This window comes from Enterococcus massiliensis (assembly GCF_001050095.1).
Lineage (GTDB): Bacteria > Bacillota > Bacilli > Lactobacillales > Enterococcaceae > Enterococcus_C > Enterococcus_C songbeiensis.
Genome location: NZ_CVRN01000007.1, coordinates 1,185,222 through 1,207,860 on the forward strand (window position 1 = coordinate 1,185,222; position 22,639 = coordinate 1,207,860).

General features: G+C 41.7%; 21 protein-coding genes. 19 read left to right on the forward strand and 2 right to left on the reverse strand.

From position 1 onward, the window contains the following. Positions 1 to 8 precede the first annotated feature (8 nt). The 10 genes from BN1875_RS12960 to BN1875_RS13005 all read left to right on the forward strand — a co-directional run bounded on the left by BN1875_RS12960 (position 9) and on the right by BN1875_RS13005 (position 11,028). Positions 9 to 1,292 carry a dihydroorotase gene (locus tag BN1875_RS12960; RefSeq protein ID WP_048605233.1) on the forward strand — a complete coding sequence of 428 codons (1,284 nt, stop codon included), beginning with the start codon at positions 9 to 11 and terminating at the stop codon, positions 1,290 to 1,292. Next, complete coding sequence (locus BN1875_RS12965) at positions 1,289 to 2,386, forward strand: carbamoyl phosphate synthase small subunit (RefSeq protein WP_048605234.1); 1,098 nt, start codon at positions 1,289 to 1,291, stop codon at positions 2,384 to 2,386. The genes BN1875_RS12960 and BN1875_RS12965 overlap by 4 nt, the downstream gene beginning before the upstream one ends. After that, on the forward strand, positions 2,365 to 5,547 hold the full coding sequence (gene carB, locus BN1875_RS12970) for a carbamoyl-phosphate synthase large subunit (RefSeq protein WP_048605235.1): 3,183 nt from the start codon (positions 2,365 to 2,367) through the stop codon (positions 5,545 to 5,547). Before BN1875_RS12965 ends, carB begins: the two co-directional genes overlap by 22 nt. Positions 5,548 to 5,634: 87 nt before the next feature. Then, positions 5,635 to 6,414: a dihydroorotate dehydrogenase electron transfer subunit gene (locus BN1875_RS12975; protein WP_048605236.1), complete on the forward strand. Its 780-nt coding sequence runs from the start codon at positions 5,635 to 5,637 to the stop codon at positions 6,412 to 6,414. Continuing rightward, entirely contained in the window at positions 6,414 to 7,334 is a 921-nt protein-coding gene (locus BN1875_RS12980) for a dihydroorotate dehydrogenase (RefSeq protein WP_048605237.1), read from the forward strand. Before BN1875_RS12975 ends, BN1875_RS12980 begins: the two co-directional genes overlap by 1 nt. Further along, entirely contained in the window at positions 7,331 to 8,050 is a 720-nt protein-coding gene (pyrF, locus tag BN1875_RS12985; RefSeq protein ID WP_048605238.1) for an orotidine-5'-phosphate decarboxylase, read from the forward strand. The genes BN1875_RS12980 and pyrF overlap by 4 nt, the downstream gene beginning before the upstream one ends. Further along, positions 8,047 to 8,676, forward strand: coding sequence for an orotate phosphoribosyltransferase (gene pyrE, locus BN1875_RS12990; RefSeq protein WP_048605239.1), 630 nt, complete (start codon positions 8,047 to 8,049; stop codon positions 8,674 to 8,676). Before pyrF ends, pyrE begins: the two co-directional genes overlap by 4 nt. Before the next feature lie 100 nt (positions 8,677 to 8,776). Continuing rightward, the gene (locus BN1875_RS12995; protein ID WP_048605240.1) at positions 8,777 to 9,409 is read left to right on the forward strand and encodes a YfbR-like 5'-deoxynucleotidase; all 633 of its coding nucleotides are present in this window, start codon (positions 8,777 to 8,779) and stop codon (positions 9,407 to 9,409) included. Positions 9,410 to 9,426: 17 nt separating this feature from the next. Continuing rightward, the gene (locus BN1875_RS13000; RefSeq protein ID WP_048605241.1) at positions 9,427 to 10,113 is read left to right on the forward strand and encodes a carbonic anhydrase family protein; all 687 of its coding nucleotides are present in this window, start codon (positions 9,427 to 9,429) and stop codon (positions 10,111 to 10,113) included. 6 nt (positions 10,114 to 10,119) lie between these two features. Then, positions 10,120 to 11,028 (forward strand): LysR family transcriptional regulator, encoded by a 909-nt coding sequence (locus BN1875_RS13005; protein WP_048605242.1) that lies wholly within the window; start codon positions 10,120 to 10,122, stop codon positions 11,026 to 11,028. Here BN1875_RS13005 and efbA read toward each other — a convergent pair. Next, positions 11,025 to 12,734, reverse strand: coding sequence for a fibronectin-binding protein EfbA (efbA, locus tag BN1875_RS13010; RefSeq protein ID WP_048605243.1), 1,710 nt, complete (start codon positions 12,732 to 12,734; stop codon positions 11,025 to 11,027). The two genes, BN1875_RS13005 and efbA, sit on opposite strands and share 4 nt — an antisense overlap. A gap of 48 nt (positions 12,735 to 12,782) precedes the next feature. Next, positions 12,783 to 13,181 (reverse strand): DUF1622 domain-containing protein, encoded by a 399-nt coding sequence (locus BN1875_RS13015; protein ID WP_048605244.1) that lies wholly within the window; start codon positions 13,179 to 13,181, stop codon positions 12,783 to 12,785. 217 nt (positions 13,182 to 13,398) lie between these two features. Here BN1875_RS13015 and BN1875_RS13020 point away from each other — a divergent pair, with 217 nt between their 5' ends. From BN1875_RS13020 to BN1875_RS13060, 9 genes are all read left to right on the forward strand, one after another. Next, on the forward strand, positions 13,399 to 13,974 hold the full coding sequence (locus tag BN1875_RS13020; RefSeq protein ID WP_053082163.1) for a hypothetical protein: 576 nt from the start codon (positions 13,399 to 13,401) through the stop codon (positions 13,972 to 13,974). Positions 13,975 to 14,309: 335 nt separating this feature from the next. Next, positions 14,310 to 15,323: a tryptophan ABC transporter substrate-binding protein gene (gene trpX, locus BN1875_RS13025; protein ID WP_048605355.1), complete on the forward strand. Its 1,014-nt coding sequence runs from the start codon at positions 14,310 to 14,312 to the stop codon at positions 15,321 to 15,323. Continuing rightward, positions 15,324 to 16,211 (forward strand): ABC transporter permease, encoded by an 888-nt coding sequence (locus tag BN1875_RS13030; RefSeq protein WP_048605245.1) that lies wholly within the window; start codon positions 15,324 to 15,326, stop codon positions 16,209 to 16,211. It begins immediately after the preceding gene. After that, on the forward strand, positions 16,208 to 16,972 hold the full coding sequence (locus tag BN1875_RS13035; protein WP_048605246.1) for an ABC transporter ATP-binding protein: 765 nt from the start codon (positions 16,208 to 16,210) through the stop codon (positions 16,970 to 16,972). The genes BN1875_RS13030 and BN1875_RS13035 overlap by 4 nt, the downstream gene beginning before the upstream one ends. 375 nt (positions 16,973 to 17,347) lie before the next feature. Next, positions 17,348 to 18,217: a shikimate dehydrogenase gene (aroE, locus tag BN1875_RS13040; RefSeq protein ID WP_187115935.1), complete on the forward strand. Its 870-nt coding sequence runs from the start codon at positions 17,348 to 17,350 to the stop codon at positions 18,215 to 18,217. Between the two features lie 19 nt (positions 18,218 to 18,236). Continuing rightward, positions 18,237 to 19,262: a 3-deoxy-7-phosphoheptulonate synthase gene (gene aroF, locus BN1875_RS13045; protein ID WP_048605248.1), complete on the forward strand. Its 1,026-nt coding sequence runs from the start codon at positions 18,237 to 18,239 to the stop codon at positions 19,260 to 19,262. Between the two features lie 28 nt (positions 19,263 to 19,290). Beyond that, on the forward strand, positions 19,291 to 20,355 hold the full coding sequence (aroB, locus tag BN1875_RS13050; protein WP_048605249.1) for a 3-dehydroquinate synthase: 1,065 nt from the start codon (positions 19,291 to 19,293) through the stop codon (positions 20,353 to 20,355). A gap of 1 nt (position 20,356) precedes the next feature. Then, the gene (gene aroC / locus BN1875_RS13055) at positions 20,357 to 21,523 is read left to right on the forward strand and encodes a chorismate synthase (protein WP_048605250.1); all 1,167 of its coding nucleotides are present in this window, start codon (positions 20,357 to 20,359) and stop codon (positions 21,521 to 21,523) included. A gap of 12 nt (positions 21,524 to 21,535) precedes the next feature. Then, complete coding sequence (locus tag BN1875_RS13060) at positions 21,536 to 22,627, forward strand: prephenate dehydrogenase (protein WP_048605251.1); 1,092 nt, start codon at positions 21,536 to 21,538, stop codon at positions 22,625 to 22,627. The last annotated feature ends 12 nt before the right edge of the window (positions 22,628 to 22,639 follow it).

A 22,639-nucleotide genomic window follows, 5' to 3' on the forward strand; every position in this document is an offset into this window, starting at 1 on the left:
AGTTGCAGATGAAAACACTCATTAAAAATGGGAAGATCATTTCCCACGACAATCAGTTGATTCCTGTAGAAATTTGGATCGAAGAGGGAAAAATCAAGGCAATCGGAACGGCGTTTGATACCGTTTTTGATGAGGAATTCGATGCCCAAGGACAATTGATCACCCAAGGATTAGTCGACGTTCACGTCCATTTAAGAGAACCCGGCTACACTTATAAGGAAACGATTAAAACCGGCAGTAAGGCTGCGGCTCGAGGAGGATTTACCACGGTTTGTGCGATGCCAAATCTTGATCCGGTTCCAGATACAGCAGAAAAATTGACTGCCGTATATGAAATTATCAAAAAAGATGCCGTTGTCAATATTTTACAATATGCACCCATCACTGAAAAACTTCGTAGTGAAGTTTTGACGGATCAAAAAGCTCTAAAAAAAGCGGGAGCCTTTGCTTTTACCAATGACGGTGTCGGCGTTCAAACTGCTGGAACGATGTATCTGGCAATGAAAGCCGCTGCCGCAAACAATATGGCTCTGGTTGCCCATACGGAAGATGAGTCCTTACTCTTCGGTGGTGTGATGCACGCAGGAAATAAAGCAAAAGAATTAGATTTACCGGGTATTCTCAGCGCTACGGAATCATCTCAGATTGCTCGTGACTTACTACTGGCGGAAGAAACTGGATGTCATTACCATGTCTGCCACGTTTCAACAAAAGAAAGTGTACGAGTGATCCGAGATGCGAAAAAAGCCGGAATTCACGTTACCGCAGAAGTTTCCCCTCATCATTTAATTCTTAACGAAAACGATATTCCGAATGATTTTGGTTATTGGAAAATGAACCCACCATTACGAGGAAAAGAAGATCAAGAAGCGCTGATTGAAGGTCTTTTAGATGGAACAATTGATTGCATCGCCACGGATCACGCCCCCCATGGATTTGAAGAAAAAAATCAAAGTTTTTTAAAAGCACCATTTGGTATTGTGGGTTCGGAATACGCATTTCAGTTGATTTATACCCATTTTGTAAAAACCGGCCGCTTTACATTAGCGCAGGTCATTGAATGGATGGCCGTTAAACCGGCAGAAATATTCGGTTTGGAGACTGGTCGATTGACGATTGGCGGAAAAGCTGATTTGGCAGTTTTTGATCTTCAACATGCGCATCGCATTGCAGCAGATCAGTTTGAATCAAAGGCAGTCAACACGCCTTTTGATCAATGGGAGGTATATGGTGATACCCTTTATACTTTCGTAAATGGACAACTTGTTTGGAAAAAAGGTGAAGAAAAATGAAGCGTTGGTTGATTTTAGAAGATGGCACTTATTTTGAAGGTGAAGGATTCGGCGCAGAAACGAATGTATTCGGTGAAATTGTGTTTACAACAAGTATGACCGGTTATCAAGAAACGATCACGGATCAAAGTTTTAATGGACAGATCATTGCTTTTACCTATCCGATGATTGGAAATTATGGAATCAATCGAGATGATTATGAATCAATTGCCCCAACCTGCAAGGCGGTTGTAGTCAAGGAACACGCCCGTTTAGCCAGTAATTGGCGGAATCAATGGACTTTAGCAGAATTTTTGAAACAAAAAGGCATCCCTGGAATTTCTGGTATCGACACCCGGGCATTAACAAAAAAATTGCGTAAGTACGGAACCATGAAGGCCAGTATCGTTACAGAGGAAAATTTTACTCATGCTTACGACCAATTGAAGGCAGCTGTACTGCCAACAAATCAAGTGGCACAGGTTTCTACTTCAAAACCTTATCCTAGTCCTGGAATCGGCCATAATGTCGTGGTGATCGATTTTGGGCTGAAACACAGTATTTTACGCGAACTTTCTAATCGTCAATGTAATCTTACGGTTTTACCTTACAATACTCCTGCAAAAACGATTTTAGAATTATCACCGGATGGCGTAATGCTGACCAATGGACCGGGAGATCCCAAAGATGTACCGGAAGCCATTGAAATGATTCGAAACATTCAAGGAAAGGTACCGATTTTTGGAATTTGTTTAGGGCATCAGCTTTTTGCCTTAGCCAATGGTGCAGATACTTATAAAATGCCCTTTGGACACCGGGGATTAAATCATCCGGTTCGCGAAATTGCTACCGGCAGAATTGATTTTACTTCACAGAATCATGGCTATGCTGTTACCGAAGCATCTATTAATCCAGAGGTCCTAATGGTTACTCATACCGAGGTCAATGATGGAACGATCGAAGGGATTCGTCATAAAAATTATCCGGCATTCAGTGTGCAATTTCACCCGGATGCGGCTCCGGGACCACATGATGCCTTGCATTTATTTGATGAATTTATAGAAATGATGGATACATGGAAGGGGCAGCATCAATGGCAAAACGGACAGATATAAAAAAAATCATGGTGATTGGCTCTGGACCTATCGTGATTGGTCAAGCAGCTGAATTTGATTATGCCGGGACACAAGCCTGCCTTGCATTGAAAGAAGAAGGCTATGAAGTTGTGCTGGTCAATTCTAATCCGGCGACAATTATGACAGATAAAGATATTGCTGATCAAGTCTACATTGAACCAATTACGTTTGAATTCGTTTCTCGAATTTTGCGAAAGGAACATCCAGATGCTTTGCTGCCAACATTAGGTGGACAAACTGGATTAAATATGGCGATTGAATTAGCCAATTCAGGAATCCTTGATGAATTAGGTATCGAATTATTAGGCACTAAATTAGCTGCCATCGATCAAGCGGAAGATCGGGATTTATTTAAAAAATTGATGGAAGAATTAGAACAGCCGATTCCTGAATCAGCAATCATTACTACGGTAGAAGAAGCGGTCGTGTTTGCCAAAACCATCGGCTATCCAGTCATTGTTCGTCCGGCCTTCACCCTTGGGGGTACCGGCGGCGGAATGTGTGACGACGAAGAAGAACTACGGCAGATTGCTGAAAACGGATTGAAGTTATCACCGGCAACCCAATGTTTGATTGAACGCAGTATCGCTGGTTTTAAAGAAATTGAATATGAAGTGATGCGGGATTCAGCAGATAATGCAATTGTCGTCTGCAACATGGAAAATTTTGATCCTGTTGGAATTCATACTGGCGACTCAATTGTTTTTGCTCCAAGTCAAACTTTAGCCGATCATGAATATCAGTTGCTGCGGGATGCATCCCTTAAAATCATCCGCGCCTTGAAAATCGAAGGAGGCTGTAACGTTCAATTGGCACTTGATCCCCACAGCTTCAATTATTATGTTATCGAGGTCAATCCGAGGGTTTCTCGTTCTTCCGCTTTAGCAAGTAAAGCAACCGGTTATCCGATTGCAAAATTAGCAGCAAAAATCGCAGTAGGCTTAACGCTGGATGAAATGAAAAATCCGGTAACCGGAACGACCTATGCTGAGTTTGAACCAACTTTAGATTATGTCGTAACCAAAATCCCTCGCTGGCCTTTTGATAAATTTGAACATGGGGAAAGAACTCTAGGAACCCAGATGAAAGCCACTGGGGAAGTGATGGCGATTGGGCGAAATATTGAGGAGTCTTTGTTAAAAGCCGTTCGTTCTCTGGAAATAGGTACCTATCACGTGGAGTTACCCATCTTAAAAACTCTTTCTGATAATGATGTGACCACAAAAATGGTCAAAGCGCAAGACGATCGATTGTTCTACGTTGCTGAAGCTATTCGTCGGGGGTATACAATCCAGGATATTGCCGAAATGACGAAAATTGATTTATTCTTTTTGGATAAACTTTTGCACATCACAGAGATCGAAGACCAATTAAGGGAACAACCATTTGCTCTCCCTCTTTTGAAAAAGGCGAAACAACATGGCTTTGCAGATCGTAAAATCGCTGAGCTTTGGGGGAGTGAAACAGAAATCATTCGACAAACACGAAAAGATGCACAAATTTTACCGGTATATAAAATGGTGGATACCTGTGCGGCAGAGTTTGAGTCCACAACACCTTATTTTTACAGCACCTATGAATTTGAAAATGAAAGTATGAAATCCGACAAAGATTCTGTCTTAGTCTTGGGATCAGGTCCCATTCGAATCGGACAAGGAGTGGAGTTTGATTACGCCACCGTCCATTCGGTCCAAGCCATTCAAGCCGCTGGTTATGAAGCAATTATTATTAATAGTAATCCCGAAACAGTTTCAACTGATTTTTCAATCTCGGACAAACTTTATTTTGAACCGTTGACACTGGAAGATGTTCAAAATGTGATCGACTTGGAAAAGCCAATGGGCGTGATCGTTCAATTTGGTGGACAAACAGCAATCAACTTAGCAGAGCCGCTGGAAAAAGCTGGTGTGAAAATTCTTGGAACCAGCATTGAAGATTTGGATCGGGCGGAAAGCCGTGATTTATTTGAACAGGCATTAAAAGAATTGAATATTCCGCAACCGCCAGGGGATACCGCAACGAATAAACAAGAAGCAGTCGCAATTGCTCAACGAATCGGTTATCCGGTTCTAGTTCGTCCCAGCTATGTATTAGGCGGACGAGCAATGGAAATTGTTGAAAATCAAGCAGATTTAGAAGATTACATGGAACACGCAGTCAAAGCATCTCCGGAACATCCAGTTTTAGTAGATAGCTATCTCATCGGCAGCGAGTGCGAGGTAGATGCAATTTGTGACGGAGAAACAGTTCTGATACCGGGGATCATGGAACATATCGAACGAGCCGGTGTTCATTCCGGTGATTCAATGGCGGTCTATCCACCACAAAAATTATCAGAAGAAATCAAACAAACCATTACCGACTACACCATCAAATTAGCTTTGGGTCTGAATTGTATTGGAATGATGAACATCCAATTTGTGATTCATGAAAATCAGGTCTATGTGATCGAAGTTAATCCACGGGCAAGTCGAACGGTTCCTTTCTTAAGCAAAGTGACTGGCATTCCGATGGCACAGTTGGCGACTAAAGCAATTTTAGGAACAAAATTAACCACATTGGGTTATCAAAATGGTCTTTATCCAGAAAGCACCACGGTTCACGTAAAAGCACCAGTCTTTTCCTTTACAAAACTGCAAAAGGTGGAAACCCATCTGGGACCAGAAATGAAATCTACTGGCGAAGTGATGGGATCGGACAAGACTTTGGAAAAAGCACTTTATAAAGCATTTGAAGCAGCTGGGCTGCATATTCCTGAATTTGGAACAGTCCTGTTTACCATCGCTGATGATACGAAGGAAGAGGCGGCAGAATTAGCGCAGCGTTTTTCAGAAATCGGCTTTAGCATCGTTGCAACAGAAGGAACTGCGGCCTATTTTGAAAATCTTGGTATTCGTGTCAAGGCAGTAGGCAAACTTTCTGATAGTGACAAAGAGCCAAACGCTCTCGCTTATCTAAGAGGAAAAGCGCAGTTGGTAGTCAATACGATGGATAAAAATCGCCAAGGCAGCTCACAAAACGGCTTTTTAATTCGGCGGGAGGCTGTCGAACATGGTGTACCGTTATGTACATCCTTAGATACTGCGGGAGCAATTTTGAAGGTGATGGAAGCTCGTGCCTTTACTACCTCGGCAATCTAACACGACTGTTTTTACTGAACAAAATCATTACGGACAAGCAAGAAATCTACATGCTTTTTTTGAAAGTAAAGGATGAAGGAGGAACTCATGAAACAGGAATTAATGACTATTGTCTCTCAGAAAAATTTGGCTCCGAAAATTTATGAAATGACGCTTTCGGGAAAACTAGTTCAAGAAATGAAGACTCCGGGACAATTCTTGCATATTCGCGTTCCAAGACAAGATTTGCTTTTACGCAGACCCATCAGTCTAAATCAAATCGATCTTTCTCAAAATACCTGTCGCATCATTTATCGAGTCGAAGGAGATGGAACCAGAGTCTTTTCTGAATTAAAAGCTGGTGATTTTCTTGATGTTTTGGGACCGTTGGGAAATGGGTTTGATTTAAGTCAGTTGGCAGCAGGAGATCAGGCATATATCATCGGGGGAGGAATTGGTATTCCCCCTTTATATGAACTGTCCCGCCAATTGGTGAAGCGAGGCGTCACCCCCGTTCATTTTTTGGGATTTGCGTCAAAAGAAGTTTTATATTACGAAAAAGAATTTTGTGCATTGGGTGAGACCCGAATTGCCACAGATGATGGCAGCTACGGTGTTCACGGCAACGTCGGCAATCTTTTGTTAGCCGATTCCTCAGCTCCGCCGGCTGCTGTTTTTGCCTGTGGAAGCAATGGCTTATTGAAAACAGTCGAACAACTCTACCAGCAACATCCCAACACGCAGCTTTCTTTAGAATCACGAATGGCTTGTGGCATCGGTGCTTGTTATGCCTGTGTTTGTCATTTGCAAGAGGATGAAACAGGAGAAAAAAGCGTGAAGGTTTGTGATGAGGGGCCCATTTTCTCCGTTGGAAAGGTGGTTTTATAATGGATCTTTCAGTAAAACTTCCCGGTTTAACCTTGAAGAACCCGATCATGCCGGCAAGCGGCTGTTTCGGTTTTGGCAAAGAATACGGGGAATATTATGATTTGAATCAATTAGGAAGTATTATGATCAAAGCAACGACTCCTCAACCTCGATTTGGCAACGAAACTCCTCGTGTGGCTGAGACCCCTAGTGGAATGTTGAACGCCATCGGATTGCAAAATCCTGGAATGAATGTCGTGATGGAAGACTATTTGCCGGAATTGCAACAAAAATATCCGGAACTACCAATCATTGCAAATGTTGCCGGTGCTTGTGAAGAAGATTACGTTGCTGTTTGTGAACGAATTGGAGATGCACCAAATGTTCGTGCTATTGAGTTAAATATTTCCTGTCCGAATGTGAAACATGGGGGTATTGCTTTTGGTACAGATCCCAAAGTTGCTTACGAACTGACGAAGGCTGTTAAAAAAGTGGCAACGGTTCCGGTCTACGTTAAATTATCTCCTAATGTCACCGACATCGTTCCTATTGCACAAGCAATTGAAAAGGGCGGCGCAGATGGCTTCACCATGATTAATACTCTGTTAGGGATGCGAATCGATTTAAAAACCCGCAAACCGATTTTAGCCAATCAAACAGGGGGATTATCCGGACCGGCAATCAAGCCTGTCGCAATCCGATTGATTCACCAAGTCGCAGCCGTGTCGGATTTGCCAATCATCGGTATGGGCGGCGTCATGACGGTGGATGATGTACTGGAAATGATTATGGCCGGTGCCAGTGCAGTAGCTGTCGGAACCGCAAATTTTACTGATCCCTATATTTGTCCCAAACTTATCGAGGGATTGCCACTACGGATGGCAGAGCTGGGGATTGAATCAATCCAACAACTTATTCAAGAAGTGGAGGAACGCAAATGAATCAACGACCAATTATCGCCCTGGATTTTTCCAGTCGCGGCGAAGTCGAACTTTTCTTTAAAAAATTCCCGAAAAATGAACCGCTGTTTGTCAAAATTGGTATGGAGCTGTTTTATCAAGAAGGACCGGAAACCGTTCGCTGGTTAAAGCGCAATGGTCATGATGTTTTCTTGGATTTAAAATTGCATGATATCCCAAATACCGTCGAAAAAGCCATGCGGGGATTGGCTGACTTAGGCGTCGACATCACATGTGTCCATGCGGCAGGCGGCGTCAAAATGATGGAAGCTGCTTTACGGGGACTGGAAGAAGGAACGCCCATGGGAAAACAACGTCCTAAGTTATTGGCAATTACTCAGTTGACCTCCACGACAGAAAAACAAATGCAAGAAGATCAATGGATTAATGTATCTCTGGAAGAAAGTGTCATTCATTACGCCCAATGTGCCCAACAGGCTGGTTTGGACGGTGTTGTTTCGTCGGCATTGGAAGTTGAAAAAATCAAACAGTCAACTGCTTCTGATTTTGTTTGTCTCACGCCCGGTATTCGTCCGACAGGCAGTGAAATTGGAGATCAAAAACGAGTGGTTACTCCCGGAGATGCCCGAAAAAATGGGGCAAGTTACATCGTTGTCGGTCGTCCTATTACCCAAGCAGCCGACCCATATGAGGCGTATTTGAAAATCAAAAATGAATGGAACGGAGAAAATCAATGACCTTAGAAATGACCATTGCAAAAGATTTATTGGAGATTGAAGCGGTTTTTTTGAGTCCTAGTGCACCTTTTACTTGGGCGAGCGGCATCAAAAGTCCGATTTATTGTGACAATCGAATCACGATGAGTTATCCTGCTGTTCGCAAGCAAATCGCCAGAGGTTTGGCAGAAAAAATCAAAGACTTTTACCCAGAAGTAGAAGTCATTGCCGGAACCGCAACTGCTGGTATTCCTCATGCCGCTTGGGTGGCAGAAATTCTTGAGTTGCCAATGGTTTATATCCGCAGTAAGGCGAAAGATCATGGAAAAGGCAACCAGATTGAAGGTCGGATCACTAAAAATCAAAAAATGGTAGTTATTGAAGATTTGATTTCCACCGGCGGCAGTGTACTGGAAGCCTGCGAAGCAGCAAAAAAAGAAGGTGCGGATGTCTTAGGCGTAGCCGCAATTTTTACTTATGAACTACCAAAAGGAAAAGAAAATTTTGAAAAAGCAGCAATGCCTTTGGTAACTCTGACAAATTATAGTGCCTTGGTCGCAACTGCTCTGGAAACCAACTATATCGACCAAAAAGATCTTGTATTATTGGAAAAATGGAAAGAAAATCCAGAGAATTGGTTGCAGTGATGGATTTTTTGAGACTAAACAATTTTTAGTCTCTTTTTGTTTATTTTCAGAAATTTTTTTGGTAGGATGGAAACAACTCAATAGGAAAGCGGGGAACGTTATGGGATTGAATGAATATTTGCTAGGATTGAACAATCTGGAAAAAATTTACCGAGCACCAGGTTTTTTTAAATTTACCGAACACAGTGTTGCAGCACACTCCTATCGCGTCGCTTCTATTGCACAAGTTTTAGGGGATATTGAGGAGATGAACGGTGTCGCAATCGACTGGAAATCCCTTTATGAAAAAGCGTTGAATCATGATTATACAGAGCGTTTTATCGGTGATATCAAAACACCCGTCAAATACGCCAGTCCTGAATTGCGGGCGATGTTGCAACATGTGGAAGAAAAAATGACGGATGAATTTATTCACCAAGAAATTCCCTCTGAGTTTCAAGCAATCTACCGACGCCGCTTGTCGGAAGGAAAAGATGAAACGGTGGAAGGGGAAATTTTGGCGATCGCCGATAAGGTAGATCTTTTGTATGAATCCTTTGAAGAAATCAATAAAAATAATCCGGAAAAGGTATTCGGAGAAATGTTTTTAGAATCGGTACAGACGATCAAGCAGTTTCAACATCGTCCAAGTGTCGAATATTTCTTTAAAAACATTTTTCCAGAATTACTGGATGAGCGCTTTTACGGTGATCAGAAATTTTTAGAAGAAATCAATGAAATCCTTATTTCTTAAACTTAGGAGGTAACAGGTTGAAGCGAAACATGGATGTTCCTTGGAGTTATCAAGGAGAAAATGGACCAGAATATTGGCACACCTTATGTGATTGGTATCAGGAAGGTGCAGAATTTCCTTTTCAATCACCAATTTCATTGGTTCGATCAGAGACGCAGCAAAAAGGAATTAAGCCAATCAGTTTTCACTATCAAAAAGAACGTTTTACGGAAAAAGAATTTAAAAATACGATTCATTTCGTTCCCTATGATTGCACCAGCTATGTCCTTTTTGAAGAAAGAAAATATCTGCTGACAGATATTCATTACCACATGCCTAGTGAACATTGGCTTGATGGAGAACAAAAGGAAATCGAATTTCATTTGGTCCATATGGATAAAGCAGGAAACAACCTGGTCGTTGGCGTTTTATTTCAATTGTGTGAACAAGAAATGCCTTTTACAGCAGGCGATTCGTGGGATTTTGACAATCATCTGGAGATTTTTGATCCAACAATTTTTTTACCACGTCGAAGAAGTCACTTTCATTATGTCGGTTCATTGACCACACCACCTACGAAGGGACCGATCAATTGGTTCGTTTTTGATGAAGTGGGGAAAATGTCCCGACGTTTTATTGAAGAATTTAGAGAAGAAGTTTTAGAAAATAACAATCGTCCACTACAAGAAAAATTGGATCGGGGAATTTTCTATTTTGAGGAGTAGGAACAAATGAATCTTCAACAGTTGCGTTATGTGGTAGCAGTCGCGAATAATGGTAGTTTTCGCGAAGCTGCTCGGAAAATGTTTATCACTCAGCCGAGCCTGTCAAACGGCATCAAAGAATTAGAAAAAGAACTAGGATTGAGCCTTTTTGTCCGTACCAACCAAGGTGCTGTCTTGACAGCCGACGGGAAGGATTTTTTGGCGCGGGCAGAAAAAATTCTGGTACAAATGGATCGTTTGGAGACGCGTTATCAAAAAAAAGAACCCACCGAACGTTTTTCTATTGCTTCCCAGCATTATGATTTTTTGGGCTCGATTATCGGCGGTCTGATCCAGCGTTTCCCTCAGTACGAAGAGTACCGGATCATGGAGACAACGACTGCTAAGGTAATTGAAGAAGTAGCTGAAGGCCATAGCGAAATCGGCTTGTTGTATATGAATGAAAAAAATCAAAAAGGGCTGGAACGTTATTTAGAACAGGCAGGCTTGGCAAAAGTTGATCTCGGTACTTTTCGCACGCATATTTTTGTCGGTAAACAGCATCCGTTAGCCGAGCAAAAAGAAATCGCAACGACACAGTTGAAAGACTATTCTCAAGTTCGTTTTAATCAAGAGGGGGGTAATTTTGATTATTTTGAGGAAGATCCTCTGAAAAATCAAACAAAAAGCTGTATCGTTACCAATGATCGGGGAACCTTAACCAATATTTTACGAACCAGTGATGCGTACGCATCCGGCTCTGGCATCGTCGATCGGGGAACGAAAGAACAAATCCGCTTGATCCCATTAGCAGAAGAACCCCTGAATCATCTTTATGGTATTTATCCAAAACAAACAAAACTTTCGGAGATCGCAGAAGAATTTTTTTTCGATGTGCGGACCTTCATCATCAACAGCAAAAAACCAACTGCCTAAGCAGTTGGTTTTTTTGTACGTTCCTGAATGGCTTCTTCTTCTGGCGTGATAAAATAGGTTTTTTGATTCTCGTAAATCACGTAGCCAGGTTTTGCCCCATTTGGCTTGTGGATGTATTTGACCTGTACCAAATCCACCGGAACTTGTGCAGAATAACGGTATTTTGAAAAATAAGCAGCCAGTTCAGCAGCCTCCAAAATGGTTTCTTCTGAAGGCGTATTGGAGCGGATAATAACATGAGAACCGGGAATGTTTTTGGCATGAAGCCAAAAATCCGTTTTGCGGGCAGTACGCAAGGTTAGTTGGTCATTTTGCAAATTGTTTTTACCAACCAGAATCTCTGTCCCATCAGTTGCGTAAAAAATTTCTGGTTGTGATTTTTTATTTTTTTTCTGACGCTTTGCCGGTTTCTTCAAATAGCCTTGATCTTGGAGTTCCTCCCGAATAATCTCTACATCCATCGGTCCAGCGATTTCCAATTGCGCCAGCACAGATTCAAGATAAGCGATTTCTTCTTTGGTTTCTCGAATTTGTTCACCAATCAGTTTGACCGCATTCCGTAATTTTTGATACCGTTGAAAATATTTTTGAGCATTTTGATTGGGTGACCATGCCGGATTCAAGGCGATTGTCATCAGACGGTCCTCTTCATAATAATTGGGCAACTCGACGGAGGTTGCACCTCTTGGTACCTGAGTCATGAAGGTAGTCAATAATTCGCCTTTTTGTCGAAATTCTTCTGCGTTTTCTGAATCAGCCAGTGTTTTTTCACGCTTCAGCAATTTCTTCTTATTCCGAGTCAGCTCGTTTTCCATTTTTCGTAACAATTCACTGCCTTGCTGCTTAACTCGATCCCGTTCCGCTTTGTCATGATAGTAAAGATCTAAAAGCTGACTGATGGTTTCGGTGGTTTGTATTTCTGCATCTTCAATCAGCGTTTGATAGGGAACAGGTGTGAAGAAATCTTTTTTTTCTTGTAAGACGAGCGTGGGGGAAAGCTTTTCCTCTAGGGTTTGGAAGAAATCATGCCAGACACGCAATTTTTCATTTGGTGCTTGGTTCAAGCGAAAAGCAAGTTCTGTTGCAGTATCGGCCCCCAACCCCTGAAATTGTTGTTGCAGATAGTTTTTTGTCAGTTCTGGGGCTTTTGAAAGTCGGTCGAAAATCACCGGATCACTTGCAGTAAAAGGATTCAAAAGGTCCTGTTTTGGCGGTTCAACATAATCGACTCCCGGTAAAAGGGAACGATACGTATTTTGCGATGCACCGATATGTTTGATGGCATCTAAAATTTTTCCAGTTTCTTGATTCATCAATAAAATCGTGCTGTGACGTCCCATCAATTCGACGATCAATACAATATTTTGCAAGTCTCCCAATTCATCTCGACGACTAAAAGTGAAATGAATTACCCGGTCATTGTTAATCTGATGGATTCGTTCCAAAATTGCGCCATCCAGATACTTTCGCAGCATCATAATAAAATTCGGCGGTGTATCTGGATTGGCATATGCGATGTTGGTCAGTTGCACCCGGGCATAACTGGGGTGGGCGGACAAGAGCAGTTTTTTATTCTTTCCTTGGTTACGGATCACCAATATGATTTCGTTTGTATAAGGCTGATGGATTTTTGAAATGCGTCCCCGCACTAATTCTTTCGAAAGTTCTTCAATCATTAAATGAGTAAATACGCCGTCAAATGACATCTTTTTTTCCTCTTTTCATAAATTACCTGTTAAATGCTTATTATAACACTAGCGTTTGATTTTTTTGATTTTATTTTCTTCCTCATCATCCAATGCATCCTGCAATTCTCGATGCAAGAAGAAGGAGATCACCGTGCGAATGACGACGACAGCAGCCAAACGCAAAATATCCTCGGTCGTAGGATTGATGATTGATTCGATGATATCTGCAGCAATCAAAATTTCCAGACTGAGCAGGATGTAACTGCCTAAAAAGTTTTTGATGAAATTGTTGTTGCGGGCGGCACGAACGTGATCGATATGGGTCGATTCTGATCGGATGAAATCATATCCGGAGATAATGACACCCCAAACTAAAACGATAATGGAGAGAAAATTTAAACAAAGGATCATAATTTCAAAAATCGGGGTTAAAATCTCCATAATATTGTCACTTAAATGAATCATCGGGTTCCTCCTGTGTCCTTTTTTTTGCTGATTCTGACTCAAGTCCATCCACTATGTAAAAGAAAAAAATAGGGAAAGCTTTTTATTAAAAGTCGTTTCCTCTATCATACAAAAGATTTGAAAAGATGGAAAGATTCTTGACGTTAATAGTGATTAATTGCTAGTATGGGATAATAGATATAAACCATGTAGAAGTGACGGAAAGGGGGGAAAAGCGTTGGAGGTAAAAAAATGGCTTGAAACTATAAAAACACAGGTTCTTGATCATTGGGATCAGCTGGCTGACTGGGTAGACAGAGAACCAAAACGAGCAATGCTCACGGGAGCCAGTCTGCTTGCCTGTTCGTTACTCTTTACCGGCGGCATGCTTTGGTCGCAACGGCATATTCGCCAATCAGAATACGAACATCTGGTTTTTTCCGCGCTTCCGTCAAAAAAAATCCAGCCTTTGAGCTATCAAAGTGGAGATCATCAAATCAGCAAGTCACAGGCGATTTCTGTTATGTTCAGCAAACCCCAGGGAAAAACCTATCAACAGGTCCTTGATCTTTTGGATAGTGAAAAAGCGCAAGAATTTAATCGGCAAGTTTTCTATTATCCGATTGTCTATAATACAGCGGGGATTCAAGAAAAGTACGGCGTCAATCCCGATCAGGTGACAATTGTCTTTTTTGAAAAAGGAAAAGAAAAAAATCGGTTTGTCGTAGAGCAATTGACTGATTTTGGAGAAGAATTTATTCCTGAGTTGAATCGGCTACCAATGTGGAGCATCAAAGAAATTGAGGAAAAATAGAAAAAATTCAGAAAACAGTCATTTTTCTATTGACGAATAAAAAACAATCAGGTATTCTATTTTCAACACAAACGAAGGGGTGACCATCATGAAACTATTTACATTACAAACTCAAGGACAATTGAAGAGTTGGCAAAACTGGCGTAGATAGTTGTATTGATGGAAAAAAATCCATAGATACAACTTTTTAGAGAACATTCTAATGTTGTGTCTATGCCAAATAATTTTGAAATTATTGCCGCATAGAAACGTTCTATGCGGTTTTTTAGTTGCGACTAGCAATTTCCGCAGGGAGATGGCTAGTCTTTTTACTTATTAGGAGGATGAAGAAAATGATAAAAAACAAAGGGTTAATCGCAACAGTTATTGGACTAGTAATTATTTTGGCAGGTTTTGCTATTTTTGAAGGAATGAACAAAGAACCGGAAAAAAAGACCGCAGAAACCGTTAAATCTGTAGGTATTTTACAGTTCGTCAGTCATCCGGCATTGGATCAAATCACTGAAGGAATCAAAGAAGGATTGAAAAAAGAAGGCTTTGAAGAAGGGAAAAACCTAAAAATCAACTTCCAAAACGGGCAAGCCGATCAAAGTAAATTAGACACAATGAGTCAACAGTTAGTGCAGGACAAATCCGATGTTCTGATTGGGGTAGCAACACCTGCGGCCCAAGCATTGGCCAACACAACAGATAAACTACCGATTCTGCTTGGTGCAGTTACCGATCCCTTAGGTGCCGGTTTAGTAAAGAGCAATGAAAAACCTGGTGGAAATATCACCGGTGTTTCGGATCAACCACCCGTTGCTGCTCAAATCAAATTGGCCCATGAATTATTACCAGAAGCAAAAAAAGTCGGCATCTTGTATTCTTCGTTGGAAGCTAATTCAAAATTCCAAGTAGCACAGGCAGAAGCAGCAGTCACCGATCTGGGTTTGACGGCAGAAAAAAAAGCTGTTTCTTCTACAAATGAAATTGCTCAAGCGGTTCAAGTTTTGGCTCAATCCGTTGATTTCATTTATATTCCATTAGATAATACGGTTGCAAGTGCAATGGAGACAGTGGTTTCCGAAGCAGATAAAAATAATGTACCGATCATTCCCTCTGTTGACACTATGGTTCAGCAAGGAGGATTAGCAACTGTCGGTATCAATCAAAAAGAATTAGGTATCCAAACCGGAAAAATGGCTGCGGCAATCCTAAAAGGCGAAGCAGAACCAGCGACCACCCCCGTTTACACTTTTACCGATGGGGATACTATCATCAATACGGATCAAGCAAAACGGTTTAACATCGATCTTGGCGATAAAGCAGACACAGCAACCCTTGTCACGACGGGAGGAGAAGAATAAATGATTGTTTCAACAATTGGGCAGGGACTACTTTGGTCGTTGCTGGGACTGGGAATTTTTATGACCTATCGTATTTTAAATTTTCCTGATATGACCACAGAAGGATCTTTCCCATTGGGAGGTGCGGTCTGTGTGACTGCAATCACTAGTGGAATTCATCCAATTTTGGCAACATTGTTGGGTGTTTTGGCGGGAATGGCAGCCGGTTTAGTGACCGGTCTGCTTTTCACTAAGGGCAAAATTCCAGTGATTTTAGCCGGTATTCTTGTTATGTCTGGTTTAAATTCCGTGATTTTATTCGTTATGCAAAGCCCCAATAAAGGCTTGATGAAATTTCCCCGTATTCAAGATATTTTTCACGGGCTACATTTACCAAACTATTTTGATATCGTGCTGCTGGGAGTTGTTGCGGTATTGGTGACAATTGGTTTATTGCTATTGTTTTTTTACACAGAACTTGGACAAGCGTATATTGCCACCGGTGATAATGAAGAAATGGCTCGTTCATTAGGAATCAAGACCGATCGCATGAAGATTCTTGGATTGACCTTGTCAAACGGTGTGATTGCTTTATCCGGTGCCTTGATTTCTCAAAATGACGGCTATGCGGATGTTTCAAAAGGAATCGGGGTCATCGTCATCGGTTTGGCTTCAATTATTATTGGTGAAGTATTGTTTGGAGAACTGAGTTTTGCTGAACGATTGGCAGCAGTGGTGATTGGCAGTATCATTTATCAATTATTGATTTTTGTCATCATCTGGGCTGGCTTTGATACAACTTATCTAAAAATTATTTCTTCTGGAATTCTAGCTATTTGTCTGATGGTTCCTCGTTTCAGACAAGCCCTGAATTTGAAAACCGGGTTGGAAAAGGAGGCGTCCAAATGAGTGTTTTAGAAATCAAAAACGTTTCAAAAGTAATCAAAAATGGCATCAATGAACAAAAAATACTTTTGGATCAGATTGATCTAACCTTACAAGTGGGAGATTTTGTTACGGTTCTAGGGGGGAATGGTGCCGGAAAAAGTACCTTGTTTAATATAGTTTCTGGAACATTGCCTGTAACCACCGGCAGCATCACCATTGACGGTGTCGATGTGACCAAAGCTTCCGAAGAAAAACGGGCAACGTATATTTCACGAGTTTTTCAAGATCCGAAAATGGGGACGGCTCCTCGGATGACGGTGGCGGAAAATCTTTTGCTGGCAGAAAAACGCGGTGTTCAACGACGCTTGGTTTCACGAAAAATCAATGAGAAAAAAGCTGGTTATTTTGATCTCTGTCAACAAGTCGGCAATGGATTGGAAAATCATCTGGATGTTCCGACCGGTAATCTTTCCGGGGGACAACGGCAGGCATTGAGCTTACTAATGGCAACCATTCGCCCGCCACAGTTGCTTTTGTTGGATGAACATACAGCAGCCCTTGATCCCAAAACTTCCAAACAATTGATGGCCCTCACAGCACAACGAGTAGCCGAGCAGCAGTTGACCTGCATGATGATTACTCACCGAATGGAAGATGCTTTGCATTATGGAAATCGTCTGATTCTTTTGCAAAAAGGAAAAATCGTCAAAGACCTGAATGCTGCAGAAAAAGCGAAACTGACCTTACACGATCTGCTTTTATTTTTTGAAGAAGAGTTGTAAGCTCTCAGAAAAATTGAAAAAATTTTCAAAAAATAATTGACAGCTACTTTTTTTATGTCTATACTAAGAACAATCTTACATCAGCTTGGAGCGATTCTAATGAAATTAGTACAACACGCACAACTGAATAATTATTACTTTAGCTATTTTAGATAGGTTTGTATTCATGATTTCATGGGTGCAAACAGACCAAGTTTGTATCTATGATGGCTAGAGATTTTTGACACGACTTACAGCCACGTAGATAAGAAATCTATAGTGGCTATTTTAATTTTACCGAGCTTTTCAGGCTCCTTAGAAGATGTTCACTGTAGAGGGATGATTTACTACAGTCAACATCTTTTTTTGTTGGTTTTGCTGTAAAAAATAGGAGGAATAAAAATGGAAATCACAGGACACACCCGTTTGGCCGGGTTATATGCCAAGCCTGCTCGCCACAGCATCTCACCAATGATGCACAACGCAGCCTTTATTGAAAAAGGAATTGATGCCAGATATCTTGCATTTGATGTAGAACCTGAGGATCTTAAAACCAGCGTTGAAGCGATTCAGACATTGCAGTTATTGGGTGTCAATTTATCAATGCCTCATAAAATGGCGGCTGTTCCTTTGATGGACGAATTAAGCGAAGCCGCACAATTGATTGGTGCCATCAACACAATCGTCCACCATGAAGGAAAATTGATTGGTCACAATACAGATGGAATTGGCTTTATGGCCAGTTTAACCGATGCTGGTATCTCGATTATCGGCAAAGAAATTACCCTGATGGGGGCAGGCGGCGCAGCGACAGCGATTATTTCTCAAGCGGCTTTAGACGGAGTCAAAAAAATTCACGTCTTTAATCGAAAAGATGCCTTTTATGATCAGATTGCCGTAAAATTAGCACAAATCAGTCGTCACACCAACTGTGAGATTCATTTAGCAGACCTTGAAGATCATTCAGCATTACAGCAGGCTATCGCAACCAGTGTTCTCTTGGTTAATGCAACACGGGTAGGAATGAAACCAAATGATGGTGCAATGGCATTACCGGATGTTTCCTTTTTACACGATGAATTAGCAGTCTATGATGTCATCTACGAACCACGAGAAACAAAATTGCTTCGACTTGCAAGAGAAAAAGGATTAAAAACCGCAAACGGTTTGGGCATGCTGTTGTATCAAGGTGCTGCTTCATTTGAATTATGGACTGGACAAAAGATGCCGGTAGAAAAAATTAAACCAATCGTTGAAAATAATTAAAAGAGAGTAGGAAAAAAGAATGATCGTGATTATGAAGAAAGATGCCACCAAAGAACAGGTTGAGTCCGTGGTGAACCGTATCAAAAAAGAAGGCTTAGAAGTGAATATTGATCAAGGAACAGAACACATCGTCATTGGATTAAAAGGCGATACTCGCGGCATGCAGGACGTGGCATTCAATAGTTTTGAAGGTGTAGAGAATACCGTTAAAATTTCTAAAACTTACAAATTAACTTCTCGCGAATTTCATCCCGGCAATACCGTCGTTGATGTTGACGGAGTAAAAATCGGTGACGGCAGTTTTGTTACAATGGCTGGACCTTGCTCGATTGAAGGACTGGATCAAATCAGAGAATGTGCCCGAATGGCAAAAGCCGGCGGAGCAAAAATTTTACGTGGGGGAGCATTTAAACCTCGCACCTCTCCTTACGCGTTTCAAGGATTAGAAGAAGAAGGTTTGAAATACATTCGTCAAGCTGCCGATGAGTTTGGCATGAAAGTAATTACGGAAGTCATGGATGAAGGACATATCGATATGATTGCCGAATACAGTGACATTTTACAAATTGGTGCACGCAACATGCAAAACTTTAAATTATTATCTGCTGTGGGGAAAACAGGTAAACCAATCGGCTTAAAACGAGGAATTTCAGGAACAATTGATGAATGGTTGAATGCAGCAGAATACGTTGCAGTAGAGGACAAATCGCCAGTGATTTTCATCGAGCGTGGGATTCGTACTTACGAAACAGCTACCCGAAATACATTTGATTTAAGCGCTGTTCCGTTGATCAAAAAACTTAGTCACTTTCCGATTATCGTCGATCCAAGTCATGGAACAGGCATTTGGGATTTAGTACCACCTATGGCTCGTGCAGGAGTTGCCAGCGGAGCAGATGGTATGATCGTTGAAATCCACCCTGATCCTGCTAATGCTTGGTCAGACGGTCCCCAATCCTTAAATGAAAAAACTTACCTGCGCATGATGAAAGAAGTGGGAATCATGGAAAAAGCCATGCAGGAAATCAAGGCTTTATCAAAATAATTTCTAATTTAGGAAAGAAGTGGAAGCTATGCTTACGGTTCATTTAGCAAATCATCAATACGATATTCTTATCAATCAAGGAGCACTACAACAAACAGGAAAATGGCTGGAAACAATCTGGAAACCCCAGAAAGTTGCGGTTATTACCGATAGCAATGTCGCTCCTCTTTATGCAGAAACAGTTATGCAACAAGTAGAGAAAAGTGGATTTCAACCAGTTTTGACCGTGGTTCCTGCCGGCGAAAAAAGCAAATCCCTTGATCAAGCAGCGTTGCTGTACGATTTTTTAGCAGAGAATGGTTTTACCCGCAGTGATGGTGTTTTAGCTTTAGGAGGAGGTGTTGTTGGTGATTTGGCAGCATTTGTTGCTTCAACTTTTATGCGGGGCATTCATTTTGTACAAATTCCCACGACTCTTTTGGCACAGGTGGATTCTAGCATTGGTGGAAAAACAGCCGTCAACACAGCGAACGCAAAAAATCTGGTGGGAACTTTCAGTCAGCCGGATGCTGTTTTGATTGATCCATTGGTGTTAAAAACCTTAGAACCTCGCCGTGTTCGGGAAGGCATCGCAGAAATCATCAAATCCGCCGCAATCGCCGATATCGATTTATGGCAACTGCTTTCTTCCTTGAAAGACGAAGCAGATTTATTGGCTCACGCTGAAGCCATTATTACCGCAACCTTGAAAATCAAACGTAAAGTGGTGGAAGAAGATGAATTTGATCAAGGCAATCGCTTGATTCTAAATTTTGGGCACACAATCGGTCACGCCATCGAAAAAACCGCCGGCTATGGTATCGTGAGTCATGGAGAAGGGGTAGCTATTGGAATGGTTGCTATCAATCGTCATGCCGAATCAATCGGTTTATCTCCTAGCGGAAGTACACAACAACTAATAACAATGATTCAAAAATTTCATTTGCCAATTCATTATGATAACTGGCAGACAGATCACCTGTATCATGCGATCACTCATGATAAAAAAGCTCGTGGGAACCAATTAAAAATTATTTTATTAGAAAAAATCGGAGAAGCTAAGATTCACCCGATTCCCATCGCCGACATCAAGGAATATTTAGGAGGAAATTAATATGCGCTATATAACAGCTGGTGAATCACACGGTCCTGAGTTAACTGCAATTATTGAAGGCTTACCTGCCGGACTACCTTTGACAGAAGAAGATATTAATCTTGAACTTGCTAGAAGACAAACCGGTTATGGTCGCGGTGGACGAATGAAAATTGAAAAAGATCAAGTACGGATCACCTCTGGCATTCGTCACGGAAAAACGCTGGGCTCGCCAGTTACTCTGGTTGTTGAAAACAACGATTGGAAAAACTGGACAACGGTAATGTCCGTGGCAGAAGTCCCTGAAAAAGATAAAAAATTACGAAGAGTTGCCCGCCCACGTCCCGGTCATGCCGATCTTGTCGGTGGCATGAAATACCATCACGACGATTTACGGAATGTTTTGGAACGCTCCTCTGCACGAGAAACCACGATGCGGGTAGCAATCGGCGCTGTCGCCAAAAAGATTCTTTCAGAACTTGGAATCATCGTTGCGGGTCATGTTACTTGCCTTGGCGGTATCCATGCGAAATTACCGGAAAACTTGAGTATTCAAGAAATACAAAAAATCTCCAATGCTTCTGATGTTCGAGTAATCGATCCCGATGTAGAGCAAGAAATGAAGGATCTCATTGATGAAACGAAGAAAAAAGGGGATACAATTGGCGGCATCGTCGAAGTCCTTGTCGGCGGTGTTCCCGCTGGATTGGGCAGTTATGTGCAATGGGATACTAAATTAGATGCTAAAATCGCACAAGCCGTAGTAAGTATCAACGCGTTTAAAGGTGTGGAATTTGGTGTTGGTTTTGAAGCCGGTTCATTGCCCGGATCACAAGTCATGGATGAAATTCTTTGGGATGAGCAAGATGGCTACACTCGCCGGAGTAATAACCTTGGTGGATTTGAAGGGGGCATGACAAACGGAGAACCGATCGTTGTTCGAGGAGTGATGAAACCAATCCCAACTTTGTATAAACCCTTGCAAAGTGTCGATATCGATACAAAAGAACCCTATAAAGCAAGTGTTGAACGATCTGATAGTACGGCTGTTCCGGCTGCCAGCGTCGTTGCTGAAAGCGTCGTCGCTACTGTCGTGGCAAATGAACTCTTACAAAAATTTCCAAGCGATTCCTTCACCGAACTAAAAACCAGTGTTGCAGAATATCGGGAGTACTTGAAAAATTACTAGGAGGCGCTGAGAATGAAACAACGAATATTGATCGTTGGTCTGGGATTGATTGGCGCTTCGATGGCATTATGCATCAAGAAGCAACATCCGCAAACGGTACTGATAGGGTGGGACAAACTTGAAACCACCCGCAACATTGCAAAAGAAAAAAAAATCGTGGATTTGATTCCAGCCGATTTCGCTGAGGGAGCCACGCAGGCAGATCTTATTCTGCTTGCGGTACCCGTCAATGCAGCTAGAAATTTTCTCGATCAATTGGAGCAATTACCGGTCAAAGAAAATTTGCTGGTAACCGATGTCAGCAGTACCAAGCAACAAATCGTTCATGCTGCCCAAACGAAAAAATTTCGGTTTGTCGGAGGACATCCGATGGCAGGTTCCCACAAATCCGGTGTGCAGGCGGCAGACAGTGATCTTTTTGAAAATGCCTATTATATTTTTACCCCGGTCAAAGAACAAAGCTCAGATGTCGCTTTGTTGCAGGAACTTTTTCAAGGAACAAGGGCAAAATATGTAGTGCTTTCAGCAGAAGAACACGACCGCATTACAGGAATGTTGAGTCACCTGCCCCATATCATTGCCGCCGGTTTAGTGAATCAAGCAGATCTTTTTAATCAGGAACATCCACGGGCAAAACAATTGGCTGCCGGCGGTTTTCGGGATATTACCCGAATTGCTTCTTCTGATCCAGTCATGTGGACAGATATTCTTCTAAGCAACAAGAAATTTTTGCTGGAAGGCCTGACACAATGGCAGCAGGAGATGGAACAAATTGCGGGATGGCTCAAAGAAGATAATCAACAAGAAATTTTTGCTTTTTTTAATCGGGCAAAGGATACTCGGGATCAATTACCCGTTCATCAGCATGGAGCAATCCCGGCATTTTATGACTTGTTGATTGATGTACCGGATGTGCCGGGAGTCATCGCAGAGGTTACCGGACTTTTGGGAGCTGCGAAGTTGTCCTTGATTAATCTGAAAATTCAGGAAACAAGAGAAGACATTATCGGTGTATTGCAAATCAGTTTTAAAAATCAAAAAGATTTGCTTGCTGCACAAAAATGTATCGAAACCAACACGGATTATCATTGTTGGACCAAATAATCGGGGAGGAAA

What these genes read in the sequence shown, in the direction of transcription:
- efbA (WP_048605243.1), bottom strand. Translation starts at nt 12,734, where the DNA reads ATGTCATTTGACGGCGTATTTACTCATTTAATGATTGAAGAACTTTCG.
- BN1875_RS13060 (WP_048605251.1), top strand. Translation starts at nt 21,536, where the DNA reads ATGAAACAACGAATATTGATCGTTGGTCTGGGATTGATTGGCGCTTCG.
- aroF (WP_048605248.1), top strand. Translation starts at nt 18,237, where the DNA reads ATGATCGTGATTATGAAGAAAGATGCCACCAAAGAACAGGTTGAGTCC.
- BN1875_RS12995 (WP_048605240.1), top strand. Translation starts at nt 8,777, where the DNA reads ATGGGATTGAATGAATATTTGCTAGGATTGAACAATCTGGAAAAAATT.
- BN1875_RS12965 (WP_048605234.1), top strand. Translation starts at nt 1,289, where the DNA reads ATGAAGCGTTGGTTGATTTTAGAAGATGGCACTTATTTTGAAGGTGAA.
- aroB (WP_048605249.1), top strand. Translation starts at nt 19,291, where the DNA reads ATGCTTACGGTTCATTTAGCAAATCATCAATACGATATTCTTATCAAT.
- BN1875_RS13030 (WP_048605245.1), top strand. Translation starts at nt 15,324, where the DNA reads ATGATTGTTTCAACAATTGGGCAGGGACTACTTTGGTCGTTGCTGGGA.
- BN1875_RS12980 (WP_048605237.1), top strand. Translation starts at nt 6,414, where the DNA reads ATGGATCTTTCAGTAAAACTTCCCGGTTTAACCTTGAAGAACCCGATC.
- pyrE (WP_048605239.1), top strand. Translation starts at nt 8,047, where the DNA reads ATGACCTTAGAAATGACCATTGCAAAAGATTTATTGGAGATTGAAGCG.
- aroC (WP_048605250.1), top strand. Translation starts at nt 20,357, where the DNA reads ATGCGCTATATAACAGCTGGTGAATCACACGGTCCTGAGTTAACTGCA.
- BN1875_RS13005 (WP_048605242.1), top strand. Translation starts at nt 10,120, where the DNA reads ATGAATCTTCAACAGTTGCGTTATGTGGTAGCAGTCGCGAATAATGGT.
- BN1875_RS12975 (WP_048605236.1), top strand. Translation starts at nt 5,635, where the DNA reads ATGAAACAGGAATTAATGACTATTGTCTCTCAGAAAAATTTGGCTCCG.
- pyrF (WP_048605238.1), top strand. Translation starts at nt 7,331, where the DNA reads ATGAATCAACGACCAATTATCGCCCTGGATTTTTCCAGTCGCGGCGAA.
- carB (WP_048605235.1), top strand. Translation starts at nt 2,365, where the DNA reads ATGGCAAAACGGACAGATATAAAAAAAATCATGGTGATTGGCTCTGGA.
- BN1875_RS12960 (WP_048605233.1), top strand. Translation starts at nt 9, where the DNA reads ATGAAAACACTCATTAAAAATGGGAAGATCATTTCCCACGACAATCAG.
- BN1875_RS13035 (WP_048605246.1), top strand. Translation starts at nt 16,208, where the DNA reads ATGAGTGTTTTAGAAATCAAAAACGTTTCAAAAGTAATCAAAAATGGC.
- BN1875_RS13015 (WP_048605244.1), bottom strand. Translation starts at nt 13,181, where the DNA reads ATGATTCATTTAAGTGACAATATTATGGAGATTTTAACCCCGATTTTT.